This window comes from Hyphomicrobium sp. 1Nfss2.1 (assembly GCF_965243865.1).
In the GTDB taxonomy this organism is placed as follows: Bacteria; Pseudomonadota; Alphaproteobacteria; order Rhizobiales; family Hyphomicrobiaceae; genus Hyphomicrobium_A.
Genome location: NZ_OZ251603.1, coordinates 3,917,119 through 3,940,029 on the forward strand (window position 1 = coordinate 3,917,119; position 22,911 = coordinate 3,940,029).

General features: G+C 62.3%; 20 protein-coding genes. 7 read left to right on the top strand and 13 right to left on the bottom strand.

Features of this window, described 5'->3' with window-relative positions:
* Window positions 1-63: 63 nt before the first annotated feature.
* Window positions 64-1,425 (top strand): glutamate-1-semialdehyde 2,1-aminomutase, encoded by a 1,362-nt coding sequence (locus tag ACP15D_RS19150; protein ID WP_424959002.1) that lies wholly within the window; start codon window positions 64-66, stop codon window positions 1,423-1,425.
* 5 nt (window positions 1,426-1,430) lie between these two features.
* Complete coding sequence (locus ACP15D_RS19155) at window positions 1,431-2,708, top strand: polysaccharide pyruvyl transferase family protein (protein ID WP_424959003.1); 1,278 nt, start codon at window positions 1,431-1,433, stop codon at window positions 2,706-2,708.
* Between the two features lie 6 nt (window positions 2,709-2,714).
* Here the strand turns inward: ACP15D_RS19155 and ACP15D_RS19160 are convergent, their stop codons facing one another.
* Genes ACP15D_RS19160 through ACP15D_RS19170 form a run of 3 tightly spaced genes read right to left on the bottom strand, consistent with a single transcriptional unit; the run spans window position 2,715 to window position 5,466 of the window.
* A complete protein-coding gene (locus ACP15D_RS19160; protein WP_424959004.1) occupies window positions 2,715-3,368 on the bottom strand; it encodes a PIG-L deacetylase family protein in 654 nt (217 codons plus the stop codon).
* Window positions 3,365-4,177 (bottom strand): glucose-1-phosphate cytidylyltransferase, encoded by an 813-nt coding sequence (locus ACP15D_RS19165; protein WP_424959005.1) that lies wholly within the window; start codon window positions 4,175-4,177, stop codon window positions 3,365-3,367. The genes ACP15D_RS19160 and ACP15D_RS19165 overlap by 4 nt, the downstream gene beginning before the upstream one ends.
* Complete coding sequence (locus ACP15D_RS19170) at window positions 4,174-5,466, bottom strand: methyltransferase domain-containing protein (RefSeq protein ID WP_424959006.1); 1,293 nt, start codon at window positions 5,464-5,466, stop codon at window positions 4,174-4,176. The genes ACP15D_RS19165 and ACP15D_RS19170 overlap by 4 nt, the downstream gene beginning before the upstream one ends.
* A 279-nt stretch (window positions 5,467-5,745) precedes the next feature.
* Between ACP15D_RS19170 and rfbC the strand changes: the two genes are divergently transcribed.
* Window positions 5,746-6,282: a dTDP-4-dehydrorhamnose 3,5-epimerase gene (gene rfbC, locus ACP15D_RS19175; RefSeq protein ID WP_424959007.1), complete on the top strand. Its 537-nt coding sequence runs from the start codon at window positions 5,746-5,748 to the stop codon at window positions 6,280-6,282.
* Here the strand turns inward: rfbC and ACP15D_RS19180 are convergent.
* On the bottom strand, window positions 6,279-7,601 hold the full coding sequence (locus ACP15D_RS19180) for a DUF4910 domain-containing protein (protein ID WP_424959008.1): 1,323 nt from the start codon (window positions 7,599-7,601) through the stop codon (window positions 6,279-6,281). The genes rfbC and ACP15D_RS19180 overlap by 4 nt on opposite strands.
* Window positions 7,602-7,637: 36 nt before the next feature.
* Window positions 7,638-8,681: an NAD-dependent epimerase/dehydratase family protein gene (locus tag ACP15D_RS19185; protein WP_424959009.1), complete on the bottom strand. Its 1,044-nt coding sequence runs from the start codon at window positions 8,679-8,681 to the stop codon at window positions 7,638-7,640.
* 306 nt (window positions 8,682-8,987) lie between these two features.
* On the opposite strand from ACP15D_RS19185, the gene ACP15D_RS19190 reads away from it, so the two are divergent.
* Both ACP15D_RS19190 and ACP15D_RS19195 read left to right on the top strand, forming a co-directional pair.
* Window positions 8,988-9,950 carry a hypothetical protein gene (locus ACP15D_RS19190; protein ID WP_424959010.1) on the top strand — a complete coding sequence of 321 codons (963 nt, stop codon included), beginning with the start codon at window positions 8,988-8,990 and terminating at the stop codon, window positions 9,948-9,950.
* Window positions 9,951-9,959: 9 nt separating this feature from the next.
* On the top strand, window positions 9,960-11,063 hold the full coding sequence (locus tag ACP15D_RS19195; protein ID WP_424959011.1) for a GumC family protein: 1,104 nt from the start codon (window positions 9,960-9,962) through the stop codon (window positions 11,061-11,063).
* 245 nt (window positions 11,064-11,308) lie between these two features.
* Here the strand turns inward: ACP15D_RS19195 and ACP15D_RS19200 are convergent, their stop codons facing one another.
* Together ACP15D_RS19200 and ACP15D_RS19205 are read right to left on the bottom strand one after the other, a co-directional pair.
* Window positions 11,309-12,784: a polysaccharide biosynthesis/export family protein gene (locus ACP15D_RS19200; RefSeq protein WP_424959012.1), complete on the bottom strand. Its 1,476-nt coding sequence runs from the start codon at window positions 12,782-12,784 to the stop codon at window positions 11,309-11,311.
* 306 nt (window positions 12,785-13,090) lie between these two features.
* Entirely contained in the window at window positions 13,091-14,131 is a 1,041-nt protein-coding gene (locus ACP15D_RS19205) for a glycosyltransferase family 2 protein (RefSeq protein ID WP_424959013.1), read from the bottom strand.
* Window positions 14,132-14,479: 348 nt separating this feature from the next.
* Here ACP15D_RS19205 and ACP15D_RS19210 point away from each other — a divergent pair, with 348 nt between their 5' ends.
* Complete coding sequence (locus tag ACP15D_RS19210; protein WP_424959014.1) at window positions 14,480-15,778, top strand: hemolysin family protein; 1,299 nt, start codon at window positions 14,480-14,482, stop codon at window positions 15,776-15,778.
* A 64-nt stretch (window positions 15,779-15,842) separates the two neighbouring features.
* Here ACP15D_RS19210 and ACP15D_RS19215 read toward each other — a convergent pair whose 3' ends face one another.
* From ACP15D_RS19215 to ACP15D_RS19225, 3 genes are all read right to left on the bottom strand, one after another.
* Window positions 15,843-16,910, bottom strand: coding sequence for an alpha/beta fold hydrolase (locus tag ACP15D_RS19215; protein ID WP_424959015.1), 1,068 nt, complete (start codon window positions 16,908-16,910; stop codon window positions 15,843-15,845).
* A gap of 81 nt (window positions 16,911-16,991) precedes the next feature.
* The gene (locus ACP15D_RS19220) at window positions 16,992-17,720 is read right to left on the bottom strand and encodes an SDR family NAD(P)-dependent oxidoreductase (RefSeq protein ID WP_424959016.1); all 729 of its coding nucleotides are present in this window, start codon (window positions 17,718-17,720) and stop codon (window positions 16,992-16,994) included.
* Between the two features lie 151 nt (window positions 17,721-17,871).
* Complete coding sequence (locus tag ACP15D_RS19225; RefSeq protein ID WP_424959017.1) at window positions 17,872-18,594, bottom strand: DUF938 domain-containing protein; 723 nt, start codon at window positions 18,592-18,594, stop codon at window positions 17,872-17,874.
* Between the two features lie 419 nt (window positions 18,595-19,013).
* Between ACP15D_RS19225 and ACP15D_RS19230 the strand changes: the two genes are divergently transcribed.
* The gene (locus ACP15D_RS19230; protein WP_424959018.1) at window positions 19,014-19,361 is read left to right on the top strand and encodes a YdhR family protein; all 348 of its coding nucleotides are present in this window, start codon (window positions 19,014-19,016) and stop codon (window positions 19,359-19,361) included.
* An 84-nt stretch (window positions 19,362-19,445) separates the two neighbouring features.
* On the opposite strand, the gene ACP15D_RS19235 is transcribed toward ACP15D_RS19230, so the two are convergent.
* The 3 genes from ACP15D_RS19235 to ACP15D_RS19245 form a co-directional block, all read right to left on the bottom strand.
* The gene (locus ACP15D_RS19235; RefSeq protein ID WP_424959019.1) at window positions 19,446-20,129 is read right to left on the bottom strand and encodes an OmpW/AlkL family protein; all 684 of its coding nucleotides are present in this window, start codon (window positions 20,127-20,129) and stop codon (window positions 19,446-19,448) included.
* A 298-nt stretch (window positions 20,130-20,427) separates the two neighbouring features.
* A complete protein-coding gene (locus tag ACP15D_RS19240) occupies window positions 20,428-22,104 on the bottom strand; it encodes an OFA family MFS transporter (RefSeq protein ID WP_424959020.1) in 1,677 nt (558 codons plus the stop codon).
* Between the two features lie 185 nt (window positions 22,105-22,289).
* Window positions 22,290-22,850 (bottom strand): tyrosine phosphatase family protein, encoded by a 561-nt coding sequence (locus ACP15D_RS19245; protein WP_424959021.1) that lies wholly within the window; start codon window positions 22,848-22,850, stop codon window positions 22,290-22,292.
* Window positions 22,851-22,911 lie beyond the last annotated feature (61 nt).

Here is a 22,911-nt window from a genome sequence, read left to right on the forward strand (position 1 = left end):
CGGCCCGGCCCGAAGAATGCATGCTTCAGTTGTTTCAGAACGTTTGTCTTACAGAGGTCCACGGTGAACATTGCAAGCGAGCGCATTCTCCAGTTCGCCAAGTCCGAGCAGCTGAAGCAGCGCGCCCACCAGATCATCCCCGGCGGCTGTCACACCTACGCGAAGGGTGACGACCAGTACCCCGTGCTGGCGCCAGGGTTCATCGCCCGCGGTGCGGGCTGCCATGTCTTCGACGTCGATGGCAACGAGTTCATCGAATACGGCATGGGTAATCGCGCCGTGACGTTGGGACATGCCTTTCCATCGGTGCTCGATGCCGTGCGCGCCGAGCTTGATCATGGCTGCAACTTCACCCGCCCTGCTGCCATCGAGGTCGCCTGCGCCGAGCAGTTCCTTGAGCTGATCCCTGGCGCTGAGATGGTGAAGTTTTGCAAGGATGGCTCAGACGCAACATCCGGCGCCGTGAAGCTGGCGCGGGCCTATACCGGCCGCGATCTCATCGCCATTTGCGGTGATCACCCGTTCTTTTCGTCGGATGATTGGTTCATTGGCACCACCGCGGTGAACGCGGGTATCCCCGAGGCGATCAAGCAGCTCACGGTCACTTTCCGCTGGAACGATCTCGAAAGCGCGCGCGCTCTGTTCTCCGCGCATCCCGGACGCATCGCCGCCTTGATACTCGAGGCCGCACGCTCCGAGGACCCAGAACCCGGCTACCTGAACAAGCTGAAGCAGCTCTGCCACGAGAACGGCGCCCTGCTCATCCTCGACGAGATGATCACCGGCTTCCGCTGGCACAACGGCGGCGCCCAGGCCTACTACGGTGTCGAGCCGGACCTTGCCTGCTTCGGCAAGGCGCTGGCGAATGGCTTCTCCGTGTCGGCACTGGCTGGCAAACGTGAGTTCATGCGTCTTGGCGGGCTCGAGCACACTGATCGCCCGCGCGTATTTCTGCTTTCGACCACGCACGGCGCTGAGACCCACGCTCTCGCTGGCGCGATGGCCACCATGCGCGTTTACCGCGACGAGCCGGTCATCGCGCATCTCGTGCGTCAGGGCGAACGATTGAAGCGCGGAGCCGAGGAGGCGATCGCGCAGCGCGGACTGGGCGCCCACGTCAAGATCGTGGGCAAGCCCATGTGCCTCGCGTACGCGACGCTGGACCAGAACGGCCAGCCCTCCCAGGCGTTCCGCTCGCTGTTCCTGCAGGAGACCATCCGGCGCGGCGTGCTCATGCCGTCACTGGTGGTCAGCTATTCGCATTCCGTTTCCGACATCGACCGCACCATCGAGGCCATCGACGGCGCGTTGCGCATTTATGCTCGCGCATTGGAGGATGGCGCGGAGAGCCATCTCGTTGGCCGCCCGTCGCAGATCGTTTACCGGCGCTTCAACGGGCCGACGCCGCCCGGCGACCGGAGTTAGTCGCGGTGTCAGCCCTCGACTCACCCTTCACGTCGGCGGCTCGCGATCGGGCCCAACAAGCGATTGGCGTATCAAGTCGTGCAGGCACCAAATCTACGGCACGCCGGATCGGCTTGTTTGGCCATTTCGGCACGGGCAACATCGGCAACGAGGCCTCTCTTGAGGCCGTGCTTGCGTTTCTCCGCCGTGAGCGGCCGGCTGCCGAGCTGCTGTGCATCTGCTCCAGTCCCGAGGCGACGCATGGCGCCTATAATCTCGCGTCGGTGTCTATCAGGAGGACTGGCTCGGCTACCGGATGGATCGGCCGCCTCGACCGCCTGCTCGCCAAGATCCCCTCGCGTGCGCTCGACTTCGTGCGCGCCTTCCGCCAGATGCGCCGGCTCGATCTTTTGATTGTTCCCGGAACTGGGATCCTCGACGACTTCGGCGACCGCCCCGGCGGCATGCCGTATGCGCTGTTCACGTGGCTCGCAGCGGCGCGGCTGGCCGGTTGTAAGGTCGCACTCGTCAGCATCGGCGCTGGGCCTATCCACAATCCGCTGAGCAGACGGCTCATGATCGCGTCCGCCCGCATGGCGCACTTCCGTTCCTTCCGTGACGAGCTGTCGAAGAGCTACGTTGCAAGTTGCGGAGTAGATACGAGCAACGATGCTGTCATTCCGGATGTCGCGTTTGCATTGCCGCTGCCCGAAGACAATGGTCCACACGATGGCTCGCTAACCGTCGGTGTCGGCGTGATGAACTATTGGGGCTGGCGTAGCGGCGCCCCCGACGCAGCCTGCATCCATGACGTCTATATTGAAAAGCTGGCTGACTTCGTTCAGCGATTGCTGGCCCAGGGCTATCGCGTCCGCCTCTTGCTCGGGCACAAATGGGACAGTGAGGCCATCGCACGTGTGGTCGCCAGTATCGATGCAACGCGCTACAACTGCCATGAAATCATTTGCGAACCAGCGCAGAACATGCGCGATTTGATGCGCCAGATGCAGCAGACCGACGTTGTCGTGACGACGCGCTATCACAACGTGGTCGCTGCCCTCTGCGTCGCCAAGCCGGTTATCTCCCTGAGCTACGCGGACAAGAACGACGCCCTTCTCGATAGCGTAGGCCTCACGGGCCTCTACCAGCACTGCGAGACATTCAGCGTCGATCGCCTGTGGCAGCAATTGGAATACGCGCTTGCAAATCGCGCCAGCCTTTCCACTAGCATCGCTACAACGATCGCCGGATTCCGCTGCAAGCTGTCGGAACAGGAGATTGCGCTGATCGCGCAGTGGTTCTAGCGACTGCTAGCCGAGCCGCAGCTTGCGCACGAAGAAGGCTTCGGCGAACCGCTCAGGCGCACGGCACTCCATGCCGCGCAAGCGCGCCAGCCCGCGGAACGTATCGGCGTCGAACCAGTCCTTGGAGCGCTGAGTACCGAAATGCTTGTCGAGCAGCTCGATCTTGCGCGCGAGCGCCGCCTCGCTGACCGGAAGATAGGCGTTGGGCTGCCCCAGATCGCCATCCCACTTCGGAATCTCGTATTCGAGGATGGTGTGGTCGCGAAACGCGTTCCACGTGAGATTGGCAACTTCGCGGTGGTCCTGGTGTGCATCGTCCTTGCGATGCGTGAAGACGACATCGGGCGCAACCTTCGCCTTGATGCCCTCGAGCCAAGCCTTCACCTCGGCGCCCTGATAAGGGAAGTAGCTGTCGCGGAACGCTCCGATATGAATATCGGCCGCCGCTGCACCGGCGAGGAAATCAGCGGCAGACCGCTCCGCTTCTTCGCGGCGTGAACCCGCGGCCGAGAACACGCACCAGTCGACACGCAAATCGACCCCGGACGCGATCCAGTCGAGGATCGTCGCCCCGAGCCCGATCTCGATGTCGTCCGAGTGGGCCCCGAGGCAGAGGATCGACAGCGGCTCGCCCGGTTGCGCCAGACGCAGTGTCTTCATTCGCCGGCCACCACCGCGGCGGGGCGGTCCGTCAGGTCGTGGCTGAGCCGCCACGGCATGTTGCCTTGCTCGACCATGTCTTCGAGGATCTGCCGGTCGCGCAGCGTGTCCATCGAGCGCCAGAAGCCCTCGTGCTTGAACGCCATCAGCTGATCCGCTTCGATCAGTCGCTTGAATGGCTCCAGCACCAACTCTTCGCCTTCGCGCATGTAATCGAAGATCTCGCGGCGGAAAATGAAGTAGCCACCATTGATCCAGATGTCGGAACGATCGGATGAACGGAACTCCCGCACGCGCCCATCCGTGTCGATGTCAGCAAGATGATAGGTCAGCGGAGGACGAATGGCGACGAAGCAGCCCACCTTGCCGCTCTTCTTGAAGGCCTCGACAGCTTCATCGAGGTTGAGGTCGGTCAGTCCGTCGCTGTAGTTGGCGAGGAACATCTCCTCGTCGGCAACGTGCTCGCGCACTGCCCACAAACGCTGGCCGATGTTGCGCCAGATGCCCGTGTCGATCAGGCTGACGCGCCAGTCATCCTTGATCTCCGACAGAAGCTCGACCTTGGAGCCGTAACGCGACACGACACAGTCGGCGTAGGCCTGCGGCTTGTAATTGAGGAAGAACTCCTTGACCACGTTGGCCTTGTAGCCGAGGCACAGCACGAAATCGCGATGCCCGTACTGGCTGTAATAGTTCATCACGTGCCACAGGATCGGCTGATGGCCGACCGGGATCATCGGCTTGGGGACGCTCTCGGAATATTCGCGGATACGCGTGCCAAGTCCGCCGCAGAACAGAACGACTTTCATTGGGGCAGCTCCTTGGGATCGATGACGGCGACTTCCGGGATCGGCACGACGAACTTTCCGCCCCAGTCGCCGATGTGGCGCATCTGCCGGACGATTTCGTCCTTGAGGTTCCACGGCAGGATCAGCACATAGTCTGGCTTGGCCAGATCGATCGCATCGACCGGATAGATCGGAATGTGTTGACCCGGCGTGAAGCGCCCGTGCTTGTAGGGATTGCGGTCCACGGTGAAGTCGAGGAAGTCGGTGCCGATACCGCAGTAGTTCAGAAGCGTGTTGCCCTTGCCCGGCGCCCCATAGCCGCAGATCGTCTTGCCGGCATCCTTGGCTTCGATCAGGAACGATAGCAGCCGCCGCTTGGTACGCGTCACCTGCGCGCCGAACGAGGCGTAGGCGGCAAGATCGCGGAAGCCCAGGGCCGTCTCACGTTCGAGAATATCGCCCACGCGCGGACCAACGGTGCGCTGGGAGGCGTCATGCGCAAGATAAACGCGCAGCGAGCCACCATGCGTCTTCAACTCATCCACGTCGATCAGCTTCAGGCCGTGGCGCTTGGCGAGCACATCGATCGTCACCAGCGAGAAATAGGAGAAGTGCTCGTGATAGATCGTATCGAACTGGTTTTCCTCCATCAGCCGCTGCAGATGCGGGAACTCAAGCGTGATCACGCCCTCTGGCTTCAGCAGCAGCTTCATGCCGGCTACGAAGTCGTTGAGGTCGGGCACCTGCGCCAGCACGTTATTACCCGCGATCAGGTCGGCGGATTTGCCCGCGGCGACGAGCTCGCGCGCCAGACGCGTCCCGAAGAAGTCGACGCAGGTCGGGATGCCCTTGTCGATCGCCACCTTGGCGACGTTAGCGGCCGGCTCGATGCCGAGCACATTGACGCCGAGAGGCGGGAAGTGCTGCAGCAGATAGCCGTCGTTGCTGGCCAGCTCGACGACGAGGCTATCGGCGCTCAGCCCGAGACGCTGAGTGATCATCTCGCAATAGGATTTGGCGTGCGCCACCCAGCTCGTCGAATAGGATGAGAAGTAGGCGTATTCCTCGAAGATGTGCTCGGGGCTCACGTACTCCTTGAGCTGCACCAGGAAGCACTCGGGGCACACGAGGGCGTGCAGCGGGAAATACGGCTCCATCGCGTCGAGTTGCTCGTGCGGCAGGAAGCTCTCGCACAGCGGGGACATGCCGAGGTTTACGAATGTGTGCTCGGTCTTGGTGCCGCACAGCCGGCAAGAGCATGCCGACGCGCTCTTCACCGCGTCCCGGTATGAAACTGCCTCAATATTCATTTGTGCCCTCGGGATATAACTGGCCTTGTTGGATGTCCCAGCCGGAGTAATTTGGGACGCTGACCGCCTCGATTTGCGTGTCCATCCGCCAGGGTGCAAAAAGCGCGCCCGGCCTTGGATTATCGGGGAGCGGGGCGCCGGCCGCATACGGCATCATTGGTGGTAGGGGAGGGGGCGAACTACCCCTTTCGCCGGCCCAGCAGGGCCCGGGCGCTCCGCCGTTAAGCATCAGGCGACGAGGTCTCTGCGTTGCGAGCAAAGTGGCGATAGAGAGTGGGCATGCTGATCCGCGACACGGAGCTGGCCGACGCCAAGCTCATAGAGCTTCAACCTCATGGCGATGAGCGCGGCTTCTTCGCCCGCACCTTCTGCGAACGCGAGTTTGCCGCCCACGGCCTCGAAACGTCGTTCGTCCAGCACAGCACCTCGTTCAGCGCCACGCGCGGCACGCTGCGTGGGATGCATTTCCAGCGCGGGGCCGCCGCCGAGGTGAAGGTGGTCAGCTGCGTACGCGGCGCCATCTACGATGTGATCATCGACCTGCGCGCCGGCCGCAATCAGGGTCGCTGGCAGGGCTTCGAGCTGACGGCCGACAACCGCAACCGCCTCTATATCCCCAAAGGCTTCGCGCACGGCTTCCAGACCCTGACCGACGACGTCGAGGTGAGCTACCTGATTTCGGAGTTTTACGCCCCCGATACCGCCAGCGGCGTACGCTATGACGATCCCGCCTTCGCCATCCGTTGGCCATTGGCGGTGACCACCCTTTCCGAGAAAGACAAAAGCTGGCCGGACTTCGCGGCCGTTGCGATCTAGCTCGGGCCCTTCTCGGCAAGCAGACCGTGCGCCTCCAGCAGCGCGGCCGCCTGACGAACGACGGCGAACGGCGTTTTCGAGCGTTCAGCGATGTCCAGCAGCGAATGCTCCCCGTCCGATAGGTTCAGCACCCACAGCATCGCCATGCTCTTTGCCGGCGCATTCTTGTCGCCGCCGATCGCCGAATAGAGCCCGCGCCGCCCGAGCTGCGGCTCGCACTTGGGATTGAGGTTTAGATAGGTGCGGTCGTTTTCGATGATATCGAGCGCCGCCGTGATCAGTTCGTACGAGCGGCCGAGGTGCTCGGGCTTGATGAAATCCATGTTGTCCGCCGAGGTGTGATACTCCGGGAACGTACCGAACAGACTGCGCTGGAACAGCCCCACTGGCAGATCGAAGCCCGGCGAGCAGTATTGGCGCTCATCATAGCCATAGGGCGAGAAGTCGATGACCTGCGCGCTGGGCGCGTCCGTCCGCAGCACGTGCGCCATGGCCCGGTCGACCACGGCATCGCCGCGCCGCGATCGCTTGTAGGTCGGGCCGCCGCCGTCGCCGGCGCACGAGACGACAAGCCCATGCTTGATGCGACCGACATTGGCCTCGTTCTGGGCGAGCCACGTAATGGCGCCGATCGTACCCGGTGCAAAGATGAAGCGGTAGCTATAGCGCGTACGCACGCCTTGCAGGCGCTTCGCCAGCAGCGTCAGCAGTGCCAGCGCCGAGCAATTGTCGTTCGCCAGAGAGGGATGGCAGATGTGCGCCGACAGCAGCACCTCGTCGGCGGCTTCGCCCCCGTGCAGGTATTCGCCGTAGCTCAGGGCGCCATCGCCGAAGCTGGAGTCGATGCACACCTCATATTCGCCGTCGGCCAGCTCGGAGAGCTTATTGTGGGCCATGCAGAAACCCCACGTCTCGGCGTAGTACGAGGTGCGGTAGGGAATGAGGTCGGGCTGCTCGGGCAGCGTGAAGATGTGCTTTTTCAGCTCAGCCAGCGAAAGGCGCGTGCGCACCGGAGCGCTATAGCCGACGACGTGCAGGTTCGACGCCTTGAAATCGATGACGCGCCGCCCCGAGGCGTCTTTCACATAGGCGTCGGCTATGTTCCACTCGCGCGGCACGGTCCAGTCGAACACCTGAGTGCCGGTTGGAACCTCGCGCACCTCCAGCGGAACGTGGCGCGCGAGGACACCCAGGGTCTCGCGCACGCCATCGCCCGTGATGCTGCGGCAGATCGGATAGATTTCACCGGCGAGGCGATAGAGCTCCCCGCCGATGCTGTCGTTTTCGGTGCGCCAGGTTGCGGGTGAAGGCTGTTCCATCGGCACACCGGACTTTCAATATTGGGGCACGGTGCTTCAGGCAGCCGCGCGGTCGAGCCGATGCAGCGAGCCATCGATGATGCCGTCAGCCATCAGCTTCCTTATGTGGCTGATGCGCTGATACCGCGGTCCCTCGAACTCCTCAAGCGTCAGGTCGGACTTCCGGTACGCTTCGTAGAGTTGTTCGGCACCCTTGCGCACGTCCCACTGCGGCTTGAACGCGGGCAGCACTGTTGCGATCTTCTCGAAGCTGACGCGATAGGAGCGCGTATCGGGGCCCGCGTCCGGCGCGAACTCGATGCGGCAGTCCGGCACCACGCTGGCAACGACCTCGGCGATGTCGCGGATCCGGTAATTGTGCGCCGTCTGGCCGACGTTGAAGGCTTCGCAGTTGACCTTCTCGGCGGGCGCTTCCAGCGCGGCGATGAAGGCGCGCGAGATGTCCTCGATGTGCACGATCGGACGCCACGGCGACCCGTCCGACTTCAGATAGATCAGCTTCTTCGTTACGGCCCACGCGACGAGATTGTTGAGAACGATGTCGAAACGAATACGCGGCGATAGGCCATAGGCCGTGGCTGGCCGCAGGAATGTCGGCACGAAGCCATCGCCGGCCAGCTGGGTGATGTCGCGCTCGGCCCATACCTTCGACTGGCCGTAGGCGGTAACGGGATTGAGCTCTCCCGTCTCGTCGACCATGTTCTCGCCCGAGCGGCCATAGTTGCTGCACGAGGATGCGAGCAGGAAGCGCTTCACGCCTTCCTTTTTGGCGAGCTCGGCGAGGCGCACGCTGGCGCGATGGTTGATAGCGTAGGTGATATCCGGGTTTAGGTCACCCAGGGGGTCATTCGACAGCGCCGCAAGATGAATGATTGCGTCGATACCTTGCAGGTCGCCGCCCGTGATGTCTCGCACGTCCTTCAACAGTGCGGGAACCTGCGCGATGCTGCCGCCCGCATCATACGTGCACCGCTCATAAAGGTGACTGTCGACGCCGACGACATCGTGCCCGGCCTTCTGCAGCATCGGAACCATGACCGTGCCGATGTAGCCCAGATGGCCGGTGACCAAGACCTTCATGTGGTGTGCTCCCGCATTTGACGAAGTCGGAATATGACGGCGCGACGTGTCGCCTAGAGTTTCAAAGGTGCAAGGGCCTTGGCAATTCGCGCTTTAGGCGGTGATGGGTCGGCTCGTTGCTGAATCGCCAGATGCCATTGCCGTGCCAGTCGCGGCAACAGCGGCCGCGGGCCGAGGTAAATGCCGGCGCTTGGGTTGCTATTCTGCCGCTTGCAGATGCGCGTCTGCACTACTTCCTTTGAAGGCGTTCTTCGCTCCGGCATCGAGGCCTATGGTTTGTTCCTTCTTGGGACAACGTGGGACACGATGCTTAACCTCGAACGTTTCCGCCATGCCTGGACGTCTGGTCGTGAGAGCCAGGCTGCGCGGTTACCGTCCTGGGGTGACGGCATTGCCGACCAAACGGTCTCGTCGCTCTACTATCCCGCTGCGTGGGAAACGGTTAGCCAGGACGAGCTGATTTTCCTGATGCCGTCGCTGCGCCGCGCGCGCGCGGACACAAACACAGCAGCCGGACGTCTCTTTCAGCGCGCGCTGGCCGCGCGGCTCAATCTTCTGGTGCGCCGCGCTGAGGCCACTGGCAATGGCGCGGCTAAGGCCATCATCACCGCCATCGCTGCAGCTGGCCTCGTTAAGAGTATGTCTCTCGAAGAGGCCTTTTCCCCGCAGCGGGATGCCTCGCAGGGCAGTCCTTGTGGCGAGACTAGGGACCCAGATGCGATCGCTGACCCGCGCGCCAGCAGCAAGGATAGCCGCGTCTATTGGGTTTTCGAGCTGTCCGTCTTGGCATCGCTCGATCGCGCCGCGCGGGCTGCAGCCTTAGCCCCCGCGTCCGGCTCCGATGGCGCCGAGCTTCCCTCCGCGCTGATCGCCTCCATCTATTCGGGCGTCAACGCCGCCTATGCTTATCCGAGCCTCGAATGCGCCCACGAGCTTCTGAGCGTCGGCGTGTGGCTTGGTTACCTGCTGAGTGGCCGCCGGGCCATGATGCCGCCGTTCGTTGCCGAACGCCTCATCGCCCATCTCGGCGCTGGGCCCGGAAACGGCACAGCCGACACATGCGAAGCGCTGATTATGTTTCATGCTGAGGCGGCCGCTGGCGTGACGCGCCTGCTTCGCACCGCAAAGAGCGTCTACAAGTCGGGCGCGCCCGCATTGGTACGGCCCTTGCCTAATGGAAGTGCAAAGCTTGGTAACCCGCCACAATGGGATACCGCGCTTACCAAGTTCATCGGCGGTCACTTGGAAGCGTGCTCCCAACCCGCCTAAGGTGTTGGTATGCTGAACAGACCGGAATTCATTCCCGACGAAGACGATCTCGACGTCGATGCGAAGCACGAGTACGTCACCTATGGCGACGTCTTTCGCTTTCTCTACCGATACCGCAAGGTTCTGGCAGCCTCTACGGGCGCCGGCCTGCTGGCTTCCATCGTCTATCTTGCAACAGCCACACCGATCTTTACTGCGGATACGCAGGTGCTGATCGAAGCCGACGTGCCACATACGTTCCGCGAACAGGCGACGGAGTCATTCGTCGCTCTCGACACGCCGCAGGTCGAGAGCCAGCTCGCGATCATCCGTTCCGAGCGCATCGCCGAGAAGGTTGTTAACCGCCTCGGCCTCCTCAAGACGCCGCCGGTGCAAACGCGGCCGTCCCTTCTCCATCGCTTGTACGAGTCCGTTTTCGGTGCGCGACCGAAGAAGTCCGATGCCGATCGCATGGCGGGAGAAGCGGCGCAGATCCGCAACAATCTCGACGCAAGCCGCGAAGGTCTCTCGTACGCGATCAATATCACCTACAAGGCGACCGACCCGCAGACCGCTGCAAAGGTCGCCAACGCAATCGCCGATGCTTACGTCGACGATCAGCTCGACACGCGTGCGCAGGCAGCCTCGCAGGGCAGCAAGTGGCTGGAAGGCCGTATCGACGATCTGCGCAAGCAGATGAATACCGCGGCGCTCGATGTGCAGCAGTTCAAGGCCAAGCGCGACTATCGCATCGTCAACCAGCACGAGGGCGGCCAGCGGGATACGCCGTCGAACCCAAATTCGACGATCATCATTCCGCGCAGCGACGCGCCGGTGGCGGCGACGCCGTCACAAGCCGAAGAACGCAATACGCTGGAAGAGCTCGAGTCGCGCGCGCTCACCTATCGCAAGATCTTCGAGAGCTATCTGCAGGCCTACGCCGAATCGATGCAGCGCCAGTCCTATCCGGTCACCAATGCCCGCGTTATCACGCGGGCATCGCCGCCGACGCGTAAGACGTATCCGCGCGGCTCGCTGTCATTGCTCGCGGGGCTCTGCGCCGGCGCGTTGGCAGGGCTCGGTATCGCCTTCCTGCTCTTCAGCTTCGAGGACCGGATCCGCGCCAAGTTCTGATCCGCGCCAAGTTCTGATCAGCGGAGTGACGGCCCCTCTGGAGCCACGCTGCGTCTAGCGTCGCGAACCGTTAGCTGGAAATCCTGATCGCCGCATTAGACAGCCGACGTCACTTGGCCAAGCGCAAAGCAGGGCCGGCTGTCATGGCGCTAGGAGTATCTCTTCGGGTCTCGACCAGAGGCGGCTCCAGGCGCTGCCAGAAGAATGGCGGTGCGCCAGAAGCCCACGTTGGAGCCCGGCAAGACTTACTCTGCGATCCGCTGCTTGGTGCTGTTCAGCGCGGCCCGCTTGGGCTTCGTCGTGTCGATGGGCGCAAGCTTGCCACTGCGTCCGGCCACCGGTGTTTCCGGCATTTCCGACGCGGTCGGAAGCTCAGCGGAGGGATCCCCGGTGAAGGGAACCTCAACCTTCACAGTGTCGCCCGGCAACACCAGCGTGTTCTCGTTTGCATCGATCTGGACGTGGCTCCCGCCCGTCAGACGCACGATCTTGTAGTTGGGTTCGACCTGCCGGCCGCGATCGGCCATCATGCCCGGTGCAACGACCTCGGACTCATAGAGCAGCTTGCGCGCCGTGTCCTTCTTGTGCGTCGTCTGCTCGAGTTGGAACTGCGTCGTTTGCAACTCGGACGCCACATCGCTCGAACGCTTCGTCTCGAGCTCGACCATGGCGATGTCGTTACGCGACAGGTCCTGACGAACCTTGACGACATTGCCCTCCATGCGCAGGCCGTCACCTTCGAGCTGCGCCAAGTTGCGCTCAAGGGCCAGCTTGCGCGGCGCGGTAACGAGTCCCTTCGCGGCCAGCTTCACGACGCCAGTCAGCTCCTGCTTCACCAGATCGATCTGCCGGTGATGGCTCTCGAGCTGACCGGTGTTCGATTCAATCTCCTTCTCCAGAAATTCTTTGAGCTGCGAGAGGGTCTTCAACTGCATGTCGAACGAGGATTTGCGCGAGCCAAAGACGATCCGCTCCTGCTCCACGAGGTTGCTCGTGGAAGGATCGCGGGCAGCCCGCGCCAGCAACTCAGGCGGAAAGGTGATCTCAGGCAGACGTTTGAACTCGGCTTCCAGTCGCGCCTTGCGCGCCAGCAAAGCATCGCGCTCCTTGTCGAGCAGTTCCAGGTCGCCGCGCGTGGACAGCGAATCCCGCTGTAGCCGCAGCATGCTGGCATCGGCCACGCGCCGCATCCCGCCACTGATGCTCACCGCCTGCAGCACCGTCAGGCCCGGCCGGTAAGGATATTCGCCAGGCTTCTCGACGCTGCCGGCAACATAGAAGGGCCGGAATATGGTAACTTCCACCGCCGTATCCGGCGCCGTAGCCAGACCCATGCGATCGCGCAAGCGCTGTCCGATTCGCTTCGAAAGCTCTTCCGTGGTGACGCCCGCCGCCGGTACATCGCCAATGAGCGGCAGGGCTAGGTTGCCCGATGGTCCAACCGTGTACTCGGCGTTGAGCGCCGACCAGGCAAAGATTTCATCGCGCGAAGGGCGCCACTCGAACACCATCACCCGGACTTTATCCTGCGGGCCGAGGTTGTACGGCTCATGGGCGCTGGAGGTGTTCGCCGAGCCGCTGTCCCAGTCCTTCGCCGGCTTGGACCGTTGGGGCGCGTCCGCAGCGGATCCGCTTGAGATCGGCAGGGCGATGATGCTCAAGAGGCTGAGACAGGAGACGAGCAGCCTGCGCGTGATGCCACGCGTTGTTGCAACTGTCATCGAAGCAGTCGGTGCCGCGGTCTGCCCGAAGCGGCGAGGCTGTAGACTGCTAGCGAATTTGAGGTGACTGCTGTGCATGAAATCAGGGGTCCCGCTCTTCAGACGACTATGGCCGGCTTCAGACTTGGTTATGCGCGCTCCCGCGGTTCTGGCAACCAGCAAGCATAGCGATGGTTGAGAAGCGCGATCGGAGGAGCCGCAAGTGCCGCGAGCCTTAACTCTAGCCACGAGTGCGGTGACTGGAACCCAGGAAAAAGAGATAGTTCAGGCGCTTTCGCCCACAGCGTACGTCTTTTGACGTAGGCCCTACCCCTGTGAGGCCGAGGGCGTACGCATCGGCACCGATGCCCGCGTTGGGAAGAACCTGTCGATGCCGAGCCGCACGATGCGGGCGGCGGCACCGACGCCCCAGCTCAAATGCATTACCATCGCCGCCGTTCCTGATGCAGACAGGCAAAGATCGCGCTGTCGGTAAGCTGCTACCAGCCCCCATCCGATGCACAGTGCAGCGTAGAGTCCGACTGGCAGCAGAAACAACCAATGGAAGGCCGCCAGTAGCAGCGCGCCGCTGCACCCGAGCAAGACGAGGAGCGGCATGATCTGCCTTAGCTTCGGACGTGCGCGATGTTTGATGATCGTGTTTGCGCGTCCCCAGCCGAATTTGAAATACTGCCGCGCTAGCGATACGAAATCGGACCGCGGAAAGTACGTTATGCTGACATCGCTGAGATAGATGCGACGCCCAGACTTGACGAGCCGCACGTCGAATTCGGCGTCCTCATTATGCGTGAAGCTCTCATCGTACCCACCAAGCTCGATGAATTCGCGGCGGTCGAACGCTGCATGATGGCCGTGGTCGACATAGCCTGAGCGTCCAGCGACGCGGTGCGCAGAGCCGCCGTTACCGATGATGCTGTTCTGGGCCGCGGCAATCGCCCGCTGCAGGCACGTCTTGCCGCGCGTGTTCATCGACACAACGACAGAAGCGACATCTTTCGTGCGCATCGTTTCGATGCACTTGCTGACGAATCCTGGCGGATAGTCCGCATGGCAGTCGGCGCGCACGAGAATGTCAGAGCGCGCATCGGCGGCACGCGCGGCGATGTTCATGGCTGCCGCCTGCGAGCGGCGTTCATTCTTGATCAGCCGGATGCGCGGATTGTCTACAGCGAGGGATTCTACGATCGATACGGTTTGATCCGAGCTGCCGCCATCCAGAATGAGGATCTCATAGTTGAATCCCTCGCCGTCGCGCGGCGTGATCGAGCGAATGGCATCGGCGATGTACTTTTCTTCGTTGAGCGCCGGCATCACGATGCTGGCAAACGCGCTCGGCCCAAAACTCATAAACCTGCCGGCCCTTATTCTCGAGAAAACCCGACCCAAACTAGGGGGGATATGCATGGCGACAACCTGGGCAATTATGCGGAGATGGAAGAAGCCATTGGGTGGAGGCGGGAGCCGACCGCTCCCCCAATCGGCTTAAGCGGCCACCTCATCGCCAGCGCAAGTCCCCGGTTATCTTAAGATTCACCGTAAGCCTCACCAGGGCGCACGCCGCGTCGTTGCGCCATTCACCTTAGCAATCGGTTGTGAGCGCATCTGATCCATTTATTGACGCCGCTCTGCTCCTCTGGTCTCCTCGTTTACCAAAATGGAGAGGCTCGGCGTCGCAGCAGCCAGCCTGCGAGGCCCGTGTTCGAAATTCTCATCGTTGTCGCGCTCGTCGTCCTGAACGGCCTTTTCGCGCTTTCCGAGCTCGCAGTCGTCTCCTCGCGGCGATCAAAGCTGAAGGCGCTCGCAAAGGCCGGACGCAAAGGTGCCCGCAGCGCGCTCGCCCTCACTGAAGACCCCGGCCGATTTCTGTCCACCGTGCAGATCGGCATCACGCTCGTCGGTGTCATTGCCGGTGCGTTCTCGGGTGCGACGCTCGGAGCGCAGCTCGGAAACTACCTCGCCGACAGTGGCCTCCCCCGTCATACCGCCGAGATTTTAGGTCTCGGTACGGTGATCATCATCATCACCTACCTGTCGCTGATCATCGGCGAACTCGTGCCCAAGAATGTAGCGCTGCGAAATCCGGAAGGCATCGCGTGCCTTGTCGCGCCCGCTATGACGCAACTGGCGCGCTTCGCCTCGCCGCTCGTCTGGTTCCTCGATAGCTCGACCAAGGTCGTTCTGCGCCTGACGGGCGAGGCGCCTCAATCCGGCGCGTCGATCACCGAAGAGGAGATCCGCACTCTTGTTGCCGAAGCCGAAAGCGCCGGCGTGCTCGAAAGCGGCGAACGCGAGATGATCGCCGGCGTTCTGCGCCTCGGCGATCGTGCCGTCCCGGGCCTCATGACGCCTCGCACTGATGTCGATTGGCTTGATATCACGGACAGCGAAGAGGAGATCCGCGCGCGTCTGCTCTCAACCGGCCATTCGCGTCTCCCGGTTGGCGAGGGCTCACCCGATGCCATGATAGGCGTCGTTCAAACGCGCGAGTTGCTGGCGGCCCTGCTGGATCATCGCCCGCTCGACGTGCGCACCCACGTGGCGCAGGCGCCGATCATTCCTGAGACAATGGATGCACTCGACGTCTTGCAAGTTCTGCGTGACGCGGATGTCCCCATGGCGCTGATCCACGACGAGTATGGCCATTTCCAGGGACTGGTGACGCCGGCAGATGTCCTTGAGGCGATCGCCGGTGTGTTTCATTCCGATGCCGATGGCCGTGAGCCCTACGCGGTCGAGCGTCAGGACGGCTCATGGTTGCTGTCTGGCGAAATGCCCGCCGACGAGATGGCGGAAACCCTGGAAATCACGCTGCCTGAGCACCGCGACTATCACACCGTCGCCGGATTCGTGCTGGCGCTGCTGCATCGCATCCCGGCGACTGGCGAGGCTGTGACGGCATACGGTTGGCGTTTCGAGGTCGTCGATCTCGACGGACGCCGCATCGACAAGGTCCTGGCGACGCGGCCGCAACCGCTTCTACGCCGACAGCACTAATTGAGAGCAAGTCTCGAGAGCGATCGGACCCTGCCTGCGCCGGGCCCGATCAGCCCAGGCTGCATCAGACAGGAGTGTTGAGCAGCTCTTTCAGATAGCTGTCGATGGCCTTGTTGTAGTTCGGGCAAACACCGAACAGGGCCAGATGCCCCCACGGCGAGGAGATGCGCTTCAGCGAACTCCCGGGAATAAGCCGCTGCTCGTGCTCGATATCGCGCAACGGGAAGAACGCGTCCTCGTCGATCTCAATGACGAACGTCTTGGACTTGATGGTCGCAAGGACGTTAGTGAGATCCGCCCCCGCGCTCTTTGCCGTATCGCCGCTGCGCCACTTTGTGAGCAGCGTCAGCAGATTGTTTGGGTCCTGCGGGATGAAGTGTCCCTCGACGAATCCGACCAGGAAGTCATCGACCGATGTAAATCCGATCGAACGCCATCCCTCATCGTTGAACAGCATCGGTGTAAAGCCGGAAGCCGCAAACACGCGTGCATGATTGCGCAGGCCGCGCTGCACGTCGCTACCCTTTCTGTACCAGCCGCCGTCCCAGCCCGCGTCGCTCTTGATGGCATCGATGAACGTGCTCACCAAGGCAGCGTTGTGGTTCGTCACCTTGGCAGTGCCGGCGATCGGCGCTGCCCGCTTGACGACATCGGGGAAGCGAACCGCCCACTCGTAGGTCTGCTGTGCGCCCATCGAGCCGCCCAGTACGAGCTGCAACTGGCTGATGCCCAAGTGCTCTGTGATGAGCCGGTGCTGGGCGCGCACGTCATCGGCGATCGATATGCTCGGAAAGCGTGGGCCCGCAAACGCTGCGGTTGCATTGCTCGGCGAGGTCGATAGCCCGTTGCCGATCTGGTTGGCGAAAATGATGAAGTACTTGTTCGGATCGAGCGCGCGTCCTTCGCCTGCGTACGCCTGCTCGAGAATCTTCGAGGTTCCCGAATACCAGCTCGGGAATAGGATGGCGTTGTCTTTCGCCGCAGAAAGAGTGCCTAGCGTGCTGTAGGCAATCTTCAGGTTGCGCAGCCTGCCGCCGCATTCGAGATCGAGATCGCCGGCGTCGTACACTTGATAGGGGCCGTGCAGTGCCTGTGAGTAGTATTCGGTGGCCACGCTTTGATGCAGAGACATTTGCCTTCCTCGTCACGTTGTCATCTGGCCAGCGGCGCCAGCTTGGGATGGAACGGTGCTCGGCGAGATTGACAAGCCCACTCAGAAATCTTCCTTGAATGGTCGCAGGTCGAGCTCATGCGTCCACGCACTTCTTGGCTGCGTATGCAGTGTCCAATACGTCTGCGCGATGTCGTCGAGTTCCAGCAGACCATCATCGCCCTTGGCCGCGACGAAGTCGGGAAAGTTCGATTGCGCATAATCCCCCCGGATCACGCCGTCGATAACGACGTGCGCAACGTGGATTCCCTGCGGCCCGAACTCGCGCGCATAGCCTTGCGCGACCGCACGCAGCGCAGCCTTGGCTGACGCGAAAGCGAGAAAGGGTGGACGGGCGCGCACCGACGCGGTGGCTCCAGTGTAGAGCAGCGTCCCGCTTCCGCGCGGCAACATCGAGCGAATTGCCTCGCGACCGACAAGAAAGCCGCCAAGCGCGTTCTGGCGCCACATGCGCGAGAACAGCGCCTTGCTGATGTCGAGCGATGGCACCATCGCGTTGCTGCCGACGTTGTAGACAACGAGCTCCAGGGAGCCGGGCCTGATCGAAGAAAAGAGTGCAGTGACGTCGCCTTCCTTCGTCGCGTCGGCCACGAAGGGGCGGACACGCCGGCCACGCCCACCTGTGTTCGCAGCCACGGCTCTCAGCCGATCCTCGCTGCGTCCGACGATGACGACGTCGAGGCCCTCGTGCGCAAAGCGACGCGCAAGCGCCGCACCCAGACCGTCGCTCGCGCCGACACCAACGACGACTGCAGTTCGATTGCCAGCCACTTTCACCACCTGGTTATGATCGCTTCTCGCTTAGCATCGCCAGGCTGAAGGGAGTGTTGCGGCATCACAGAACCCGTCACGCTTCGAAATGCAGACGGAGCCGCGCGAACCAGCGCGGCTCCGATCCGGCGGGTCAATCGGAGGAGATGCCTCACGCACGCCCGAAGAGTAGAATGAAGTTGTTTGCGGGCAGGTGCAGCGTCTCCTTCAGCACGATGCCGTGCGGAGCTGCAGCCTTCTCCAGATCGCGCACGTCCTTGAGCCCCCACTCAGGAACCTTGGCCGCCAGGATCTCCTTGTCGAAAGCCTCGTTCGTCGCCGTCGTGTAACCTCCATCGACCTTGAACGGCCCGTAGATCGCGACAAAGCCCTCGGGCTTCAAAAGCTTCGAAGCAAGGTGAGCGATGCCATCGGCGATGGAGACTGGTGCCACTTGGAAGATGTTGATGACGAAGATCGCGTCATACAGCTTCTCGCTGGCAGACGGCCACGAGGCAGGATCGGTCAGATCAATCCGGATCGGATCGACGATGTTGATGTTGCCCTTCTCGGCCTTCGTCTGCTTGATCGTCGCAAACACGTCGGTGTCGTAGTCCGACGGCTGGAAGCGAATGCTCGGGAAATGCGGTGCGAAGTAGTTGATGTGTTGGCCGCTGCCGCTCGCCAACTCGAGGATCTCGCCTGATGCGGGAAAGATATTCTTGAATACCGCCAGGATCGGATCGCGGTTTCTCCGGCCGGCCCATGCAACGTACGGGCTCAGCGGATATGGATCGATCGGCGGGCGCGGTTCCTCGGCGACCTGTGCGACGGCTCCAGATGACACGGTGTTCTCCTTCTTCAGAATGCTAGAGATTGATTGCCAGATACCCATTCGACTTCCCCTTCACGCGTAGAGTTGGAATCTTGTCTTGCTCACCGCATCGACATGGTGCGGTTGGCTTCGGCAGCGCTGCGCAGCGGCGCGCACACATCCTCATGCGCTGCCCGCGCGCACGCGGCAGCGTCAGTTCGATTGACATTTGCAAGTACCTTTCCAGCGGGAGCTGGCGATCAACAGGCAGTCTGGTCGGTGGCGCAGATCCGCGTTCTGCAAAACCCGATTTCGGGCTGCAGCGGCTTGGCGTCCGCGTCGGTTGGCTGCATCGTTGATACGGTCTTGCCGCGGCGACCCGAACCAATTTTTTCCGAATTGTTTATTCGGTATCGATCGTTGAGTGCAGCGGATCGCAAGCGTAGACAGCACCAGACGCGCGCGGCATCGGGGCCGTGCGCAACGGAGAGTGGACGCAAATGAGCATCAAGAAGGTGTTTCTCTACGCAGAGATTCAGGTGGGAATCCCATTCACGAAGATCGATTGGCCGGCGATTAACGTTGCGATGAAGAAGAACCCTGGCCTCAAGAGCAAGACATGGCTCAGCGGACTGAACAATCACTCGATCGGCGGCTTTTATGAGTTTGACTCAGTCGCCAACGCGCGCGCCTACGCGGAAGGTTACTTGGCCGAAGCCGCCAAGCAGCTCGGCGGCACGCTATCGGTCAAGCTGTTCGACGGCGACGTCACCGAAGACGCCAATCGCGGCATGTCATCGCCGTATTACGCCAAGAAGGCGAGCAAGCAACCCGTTACAGCAAGCTGACGCGATTCGCGTTTGACGCGAACACGACAACGGCGCCGTCCAAAGGAGGGCGCCGTTTCGATTCCGCAAAGCTGCGAGCCGCGTTCACTTGATGGGTGCTGCACTCCTGCGGGCGAAGAGATCCTCGACATTGAAGCGATAGCCGAGCGAAGCCGTCAGCCACCAAGGGTCGAGATCGATCTTCGAGCGCACATCGCCAAGTGGCGTGCCGTACCATTTTACCGTTGTGTCGAGCCAGGTCTTCTTGACGTCGAGAACGAGCGACCAGCCGTCACCGAGATCGTAGTCGATGCCTGCCTGCAGGGCGAAGCCGAAGCTGTCCTCGATATCGACACTCGTCGCACCGAGAAGATTGTCCGCCTTGCCTGGCCAGTAATGGATCCACTGCACGCCGGCCCCCACGTATGGTTGGAAGCTATGAATGCGGTCGAATCGATACTGCAGTGTCACGATCGGCGGCAGAACCCACGCATCGGCGAGATCTCCGTAAGGGGCAAGAAGCCCTGTGCCTTTGGCCGTGATCTTCGCCGTGCAGCAGATTGCCTCCACCGCCCAGTTCGGCGTGAAGAAGTAGGTGATGGTCGCCGTCGGCACCGCGACGTCACCTAGCTTGGCATTTGCCCCTGCAGGCTTCAGATCGCCAAGATCGGTACTCACCGATTTGACGCTCTCGTCGAACAGCACGCCGGTGAGGCCAAGGCGAACCTGAAGGTTTCCGTTGGAGTCACCTGCGCGCGCCGGCGCTCCGACGCCGACCGCTACAGTCATGGCAGCGGCTCCCACAGCCGCAAGTCGTGCAATTCTTGGCATTGGTTATCAGCCCCCTTTGATCGCACTCGCGCCAACTGCGACGCGGACCGCCAGCGACCCCAATCGCGGCGATTTCAACTCAAGTGGGCTGAGTCAAATGAGGCGGCAAATACGAAGAATTCATAAGCAATGGTCAGCGACCACCGCTTGATGCAAATTCGCTGAAAACAAACGTCGCGCCGCGCCGCCCCGTCATATCGGGGCAACTACGCGGCGCGACGTTTCGTTCGTTGCTGCGAACGGCCGTTCGCTATTGTCAGCTGAAGAGCGCGACGGCCTTCACGATCGTGCTCCACACACCCCAGGCGAACGGGACGCCCACGGCGAGCCACGCCAGGAACGTACCGACGGTGAGACCGCCGAGCCCGATCCCGAACGAGCCGGTCGGCGTCGCCTTGCTCGGTCCCGTATCGGCTGCCGGATCGCTCATCAGCCACCGCGAGTGCACCGGCCGCACCAGCGCGTTGCAGATGAGTCCGACGAGCAGGAAGCCGACGAGAATGTACATCGTGCGATCATAGACGAGCGCCCGCGGAACGCCCGCAGTGATCTGCACGTCGCGGATGTAGCCGATCACCATCGGGCCCACGACACCGGCCGTCGACCACGCCGTCAGCAGACGTCCGTGGATGGCGCCCACGTACTTGGTGCCGAAGATGTCGGCAAGATACGCCGGCACAGTTGCAAAGCCGCCGCCGTACATCGACAGGATCACGCAGAAGGCCGCAACGAACAGCGCGCGTGACCCCATATGCGCCAGCGTTGGCGCAAGGCCATACAGCAGCATGCCGAGCGCGAAGAAGATGAAGTAGGTCCGCTTGCGGCCGATGAAGTCCGAGGCCGAAGCCCAGACAAACCGGCCACCGCTGTTGAACAGCGACAGCAAGCTGACGAACCCGCCGGCTATCGCCGCAATGGCGATCTTTTGCGCTTCGCTGAGGGCACTGAACGGGATTTCCGGTTGGCCGATCAGCGAACCCGCGAAGATCTCCTGCAACATGGGCGATGCCATCGCGAGCACGCCGATGCCCGCCGACACGTTCATGCACAACACCATCCAGATCAACCAGAACTGCGGCGTCCTGTGTGCGTGCGCGAGATCGACGTTCCCGCTCGTGATCATCTTCTTGTTGGTCGCTTTTGGCGTCCAGCCCTCCGGCGCCCAGCCATCAGGCGGTACGCGGTAGCCGAAAGCACCAGCGAGCATGAACACGAGATAGATGAGGCCCAGGGTAAGAAACGTCTGCCATACACCGACAGAGGTCGCCGTCCGGAAGCCGTCGAGATGCAGGCTCCAGCTCCCGAAGCTGGCGAGGTCGCCGCCGTTCATCAGCAGCACCGCCAGCGGCGATCCGATCATCGCGCCACCGCCGAAGCCCATGATGGCCATGCCCGTCGCCATGCCGCGCCGGTCGGGGAACCATTTGATCAGCGTCGACACCGGCGAGATGTAGCCGAGGCCTAGACCGATACCGCCGATCACGCCGAGGCCGATCCACAGCACCCACAGCTGATGGATCATCACGCCGAAGCTCGAGATGATGAAGCCGCCGCCCCAGCACAGTGCTGCCGCAACACCCGCTTTGCGCGGGCCGGCACGCTCCAGCCAGCCGCCGAATACTGCGGCCGAAAGACCGAGAAAAACGATGCCGAGCGTGAAGATGACGAGAAGATCCGTGACGCGCCAGTCGCACGTTGTCGTGAATAGTGCGTCCAGCATCGTCATATCAGGACACGTGACCGGCTTCTCGATGCCGATCGCCTGTGCGAGCGGCAGCCAGAACACGCTGAGCCCATACGACATGCCGATGCAGAGATGAATGGCGAGAGCAGCAGGCGGCACCAGCCACCGGTTGAAACCGGGTTTGGCGATGGTGCGCTCTCTAGAGAGCAATGCCGGAGCGGCATCGCCCGTACTTGCAGTGGTGGTCATGGTGCATTCCCTTCCCCGTAGTCCCAATCCGGGTGGCTTGCGCCATGCGCTGCCCCCTTCTTCTCTCTTTCTTGGCATGGGATTGCCGTCACGATCAACGGCGGGGCAAGGGCAGGGAAGGGTGAAAAGTAATAAAAAAGCGGGGCTTGAGCCCCGCCCTCGGTAGGGAATGCTGCGAACGTCGCCTAGGCTGCGCGGTCCGTGTTCTTGGAGAGTTCATGGCCGAACAGCCCGAACGGCACGCATTCAGCAGCAATTCTGTTGGGGCCCATGCTGTCCAGTGCCGCCACCATGCGTCCATTGCGCCGGAGGAAGTCGTCGGCGAGACCAACAAATCTCCGGTTCGGAACGGCCGTGTCAGACGCCCGCCGCAGGGCAAGCGCAATCGACCGCTCCGACGCGCCGGGATTGAGGGCGCATAGCGTGATGAACGCCGCCGCCGTCGATCGGCTGAGGCCCGCATAGCAATGGATCAGCAGCGGCGCTTCGCGATCCCACCGCTCCACGAAGTCGAGCAGCGCTCCCACGTGCGCTTCGCCTGGCGGGCTCGCGCCATCGCACGGCTCGACAATGTCATGCATGTCGAGCCTCAGATGCCGTTCGGCGGCGAAGCCGGCGGGCGTCTGCGGCGCAAGGTCCGCATTGATCGCGCTGACGAGATGGCGCGCCCCGGTCTGCCTCAGTATGTCCGGGATGTGCCTCAACGCGCAGACGTGGACAGCCGCGGAAGCTTTGCCCTTCATCATCGAATCTTTCCCGATGCTTATGGTTGGAGGCCATGTGCCAGCCAACCATGACCGTTTCAAG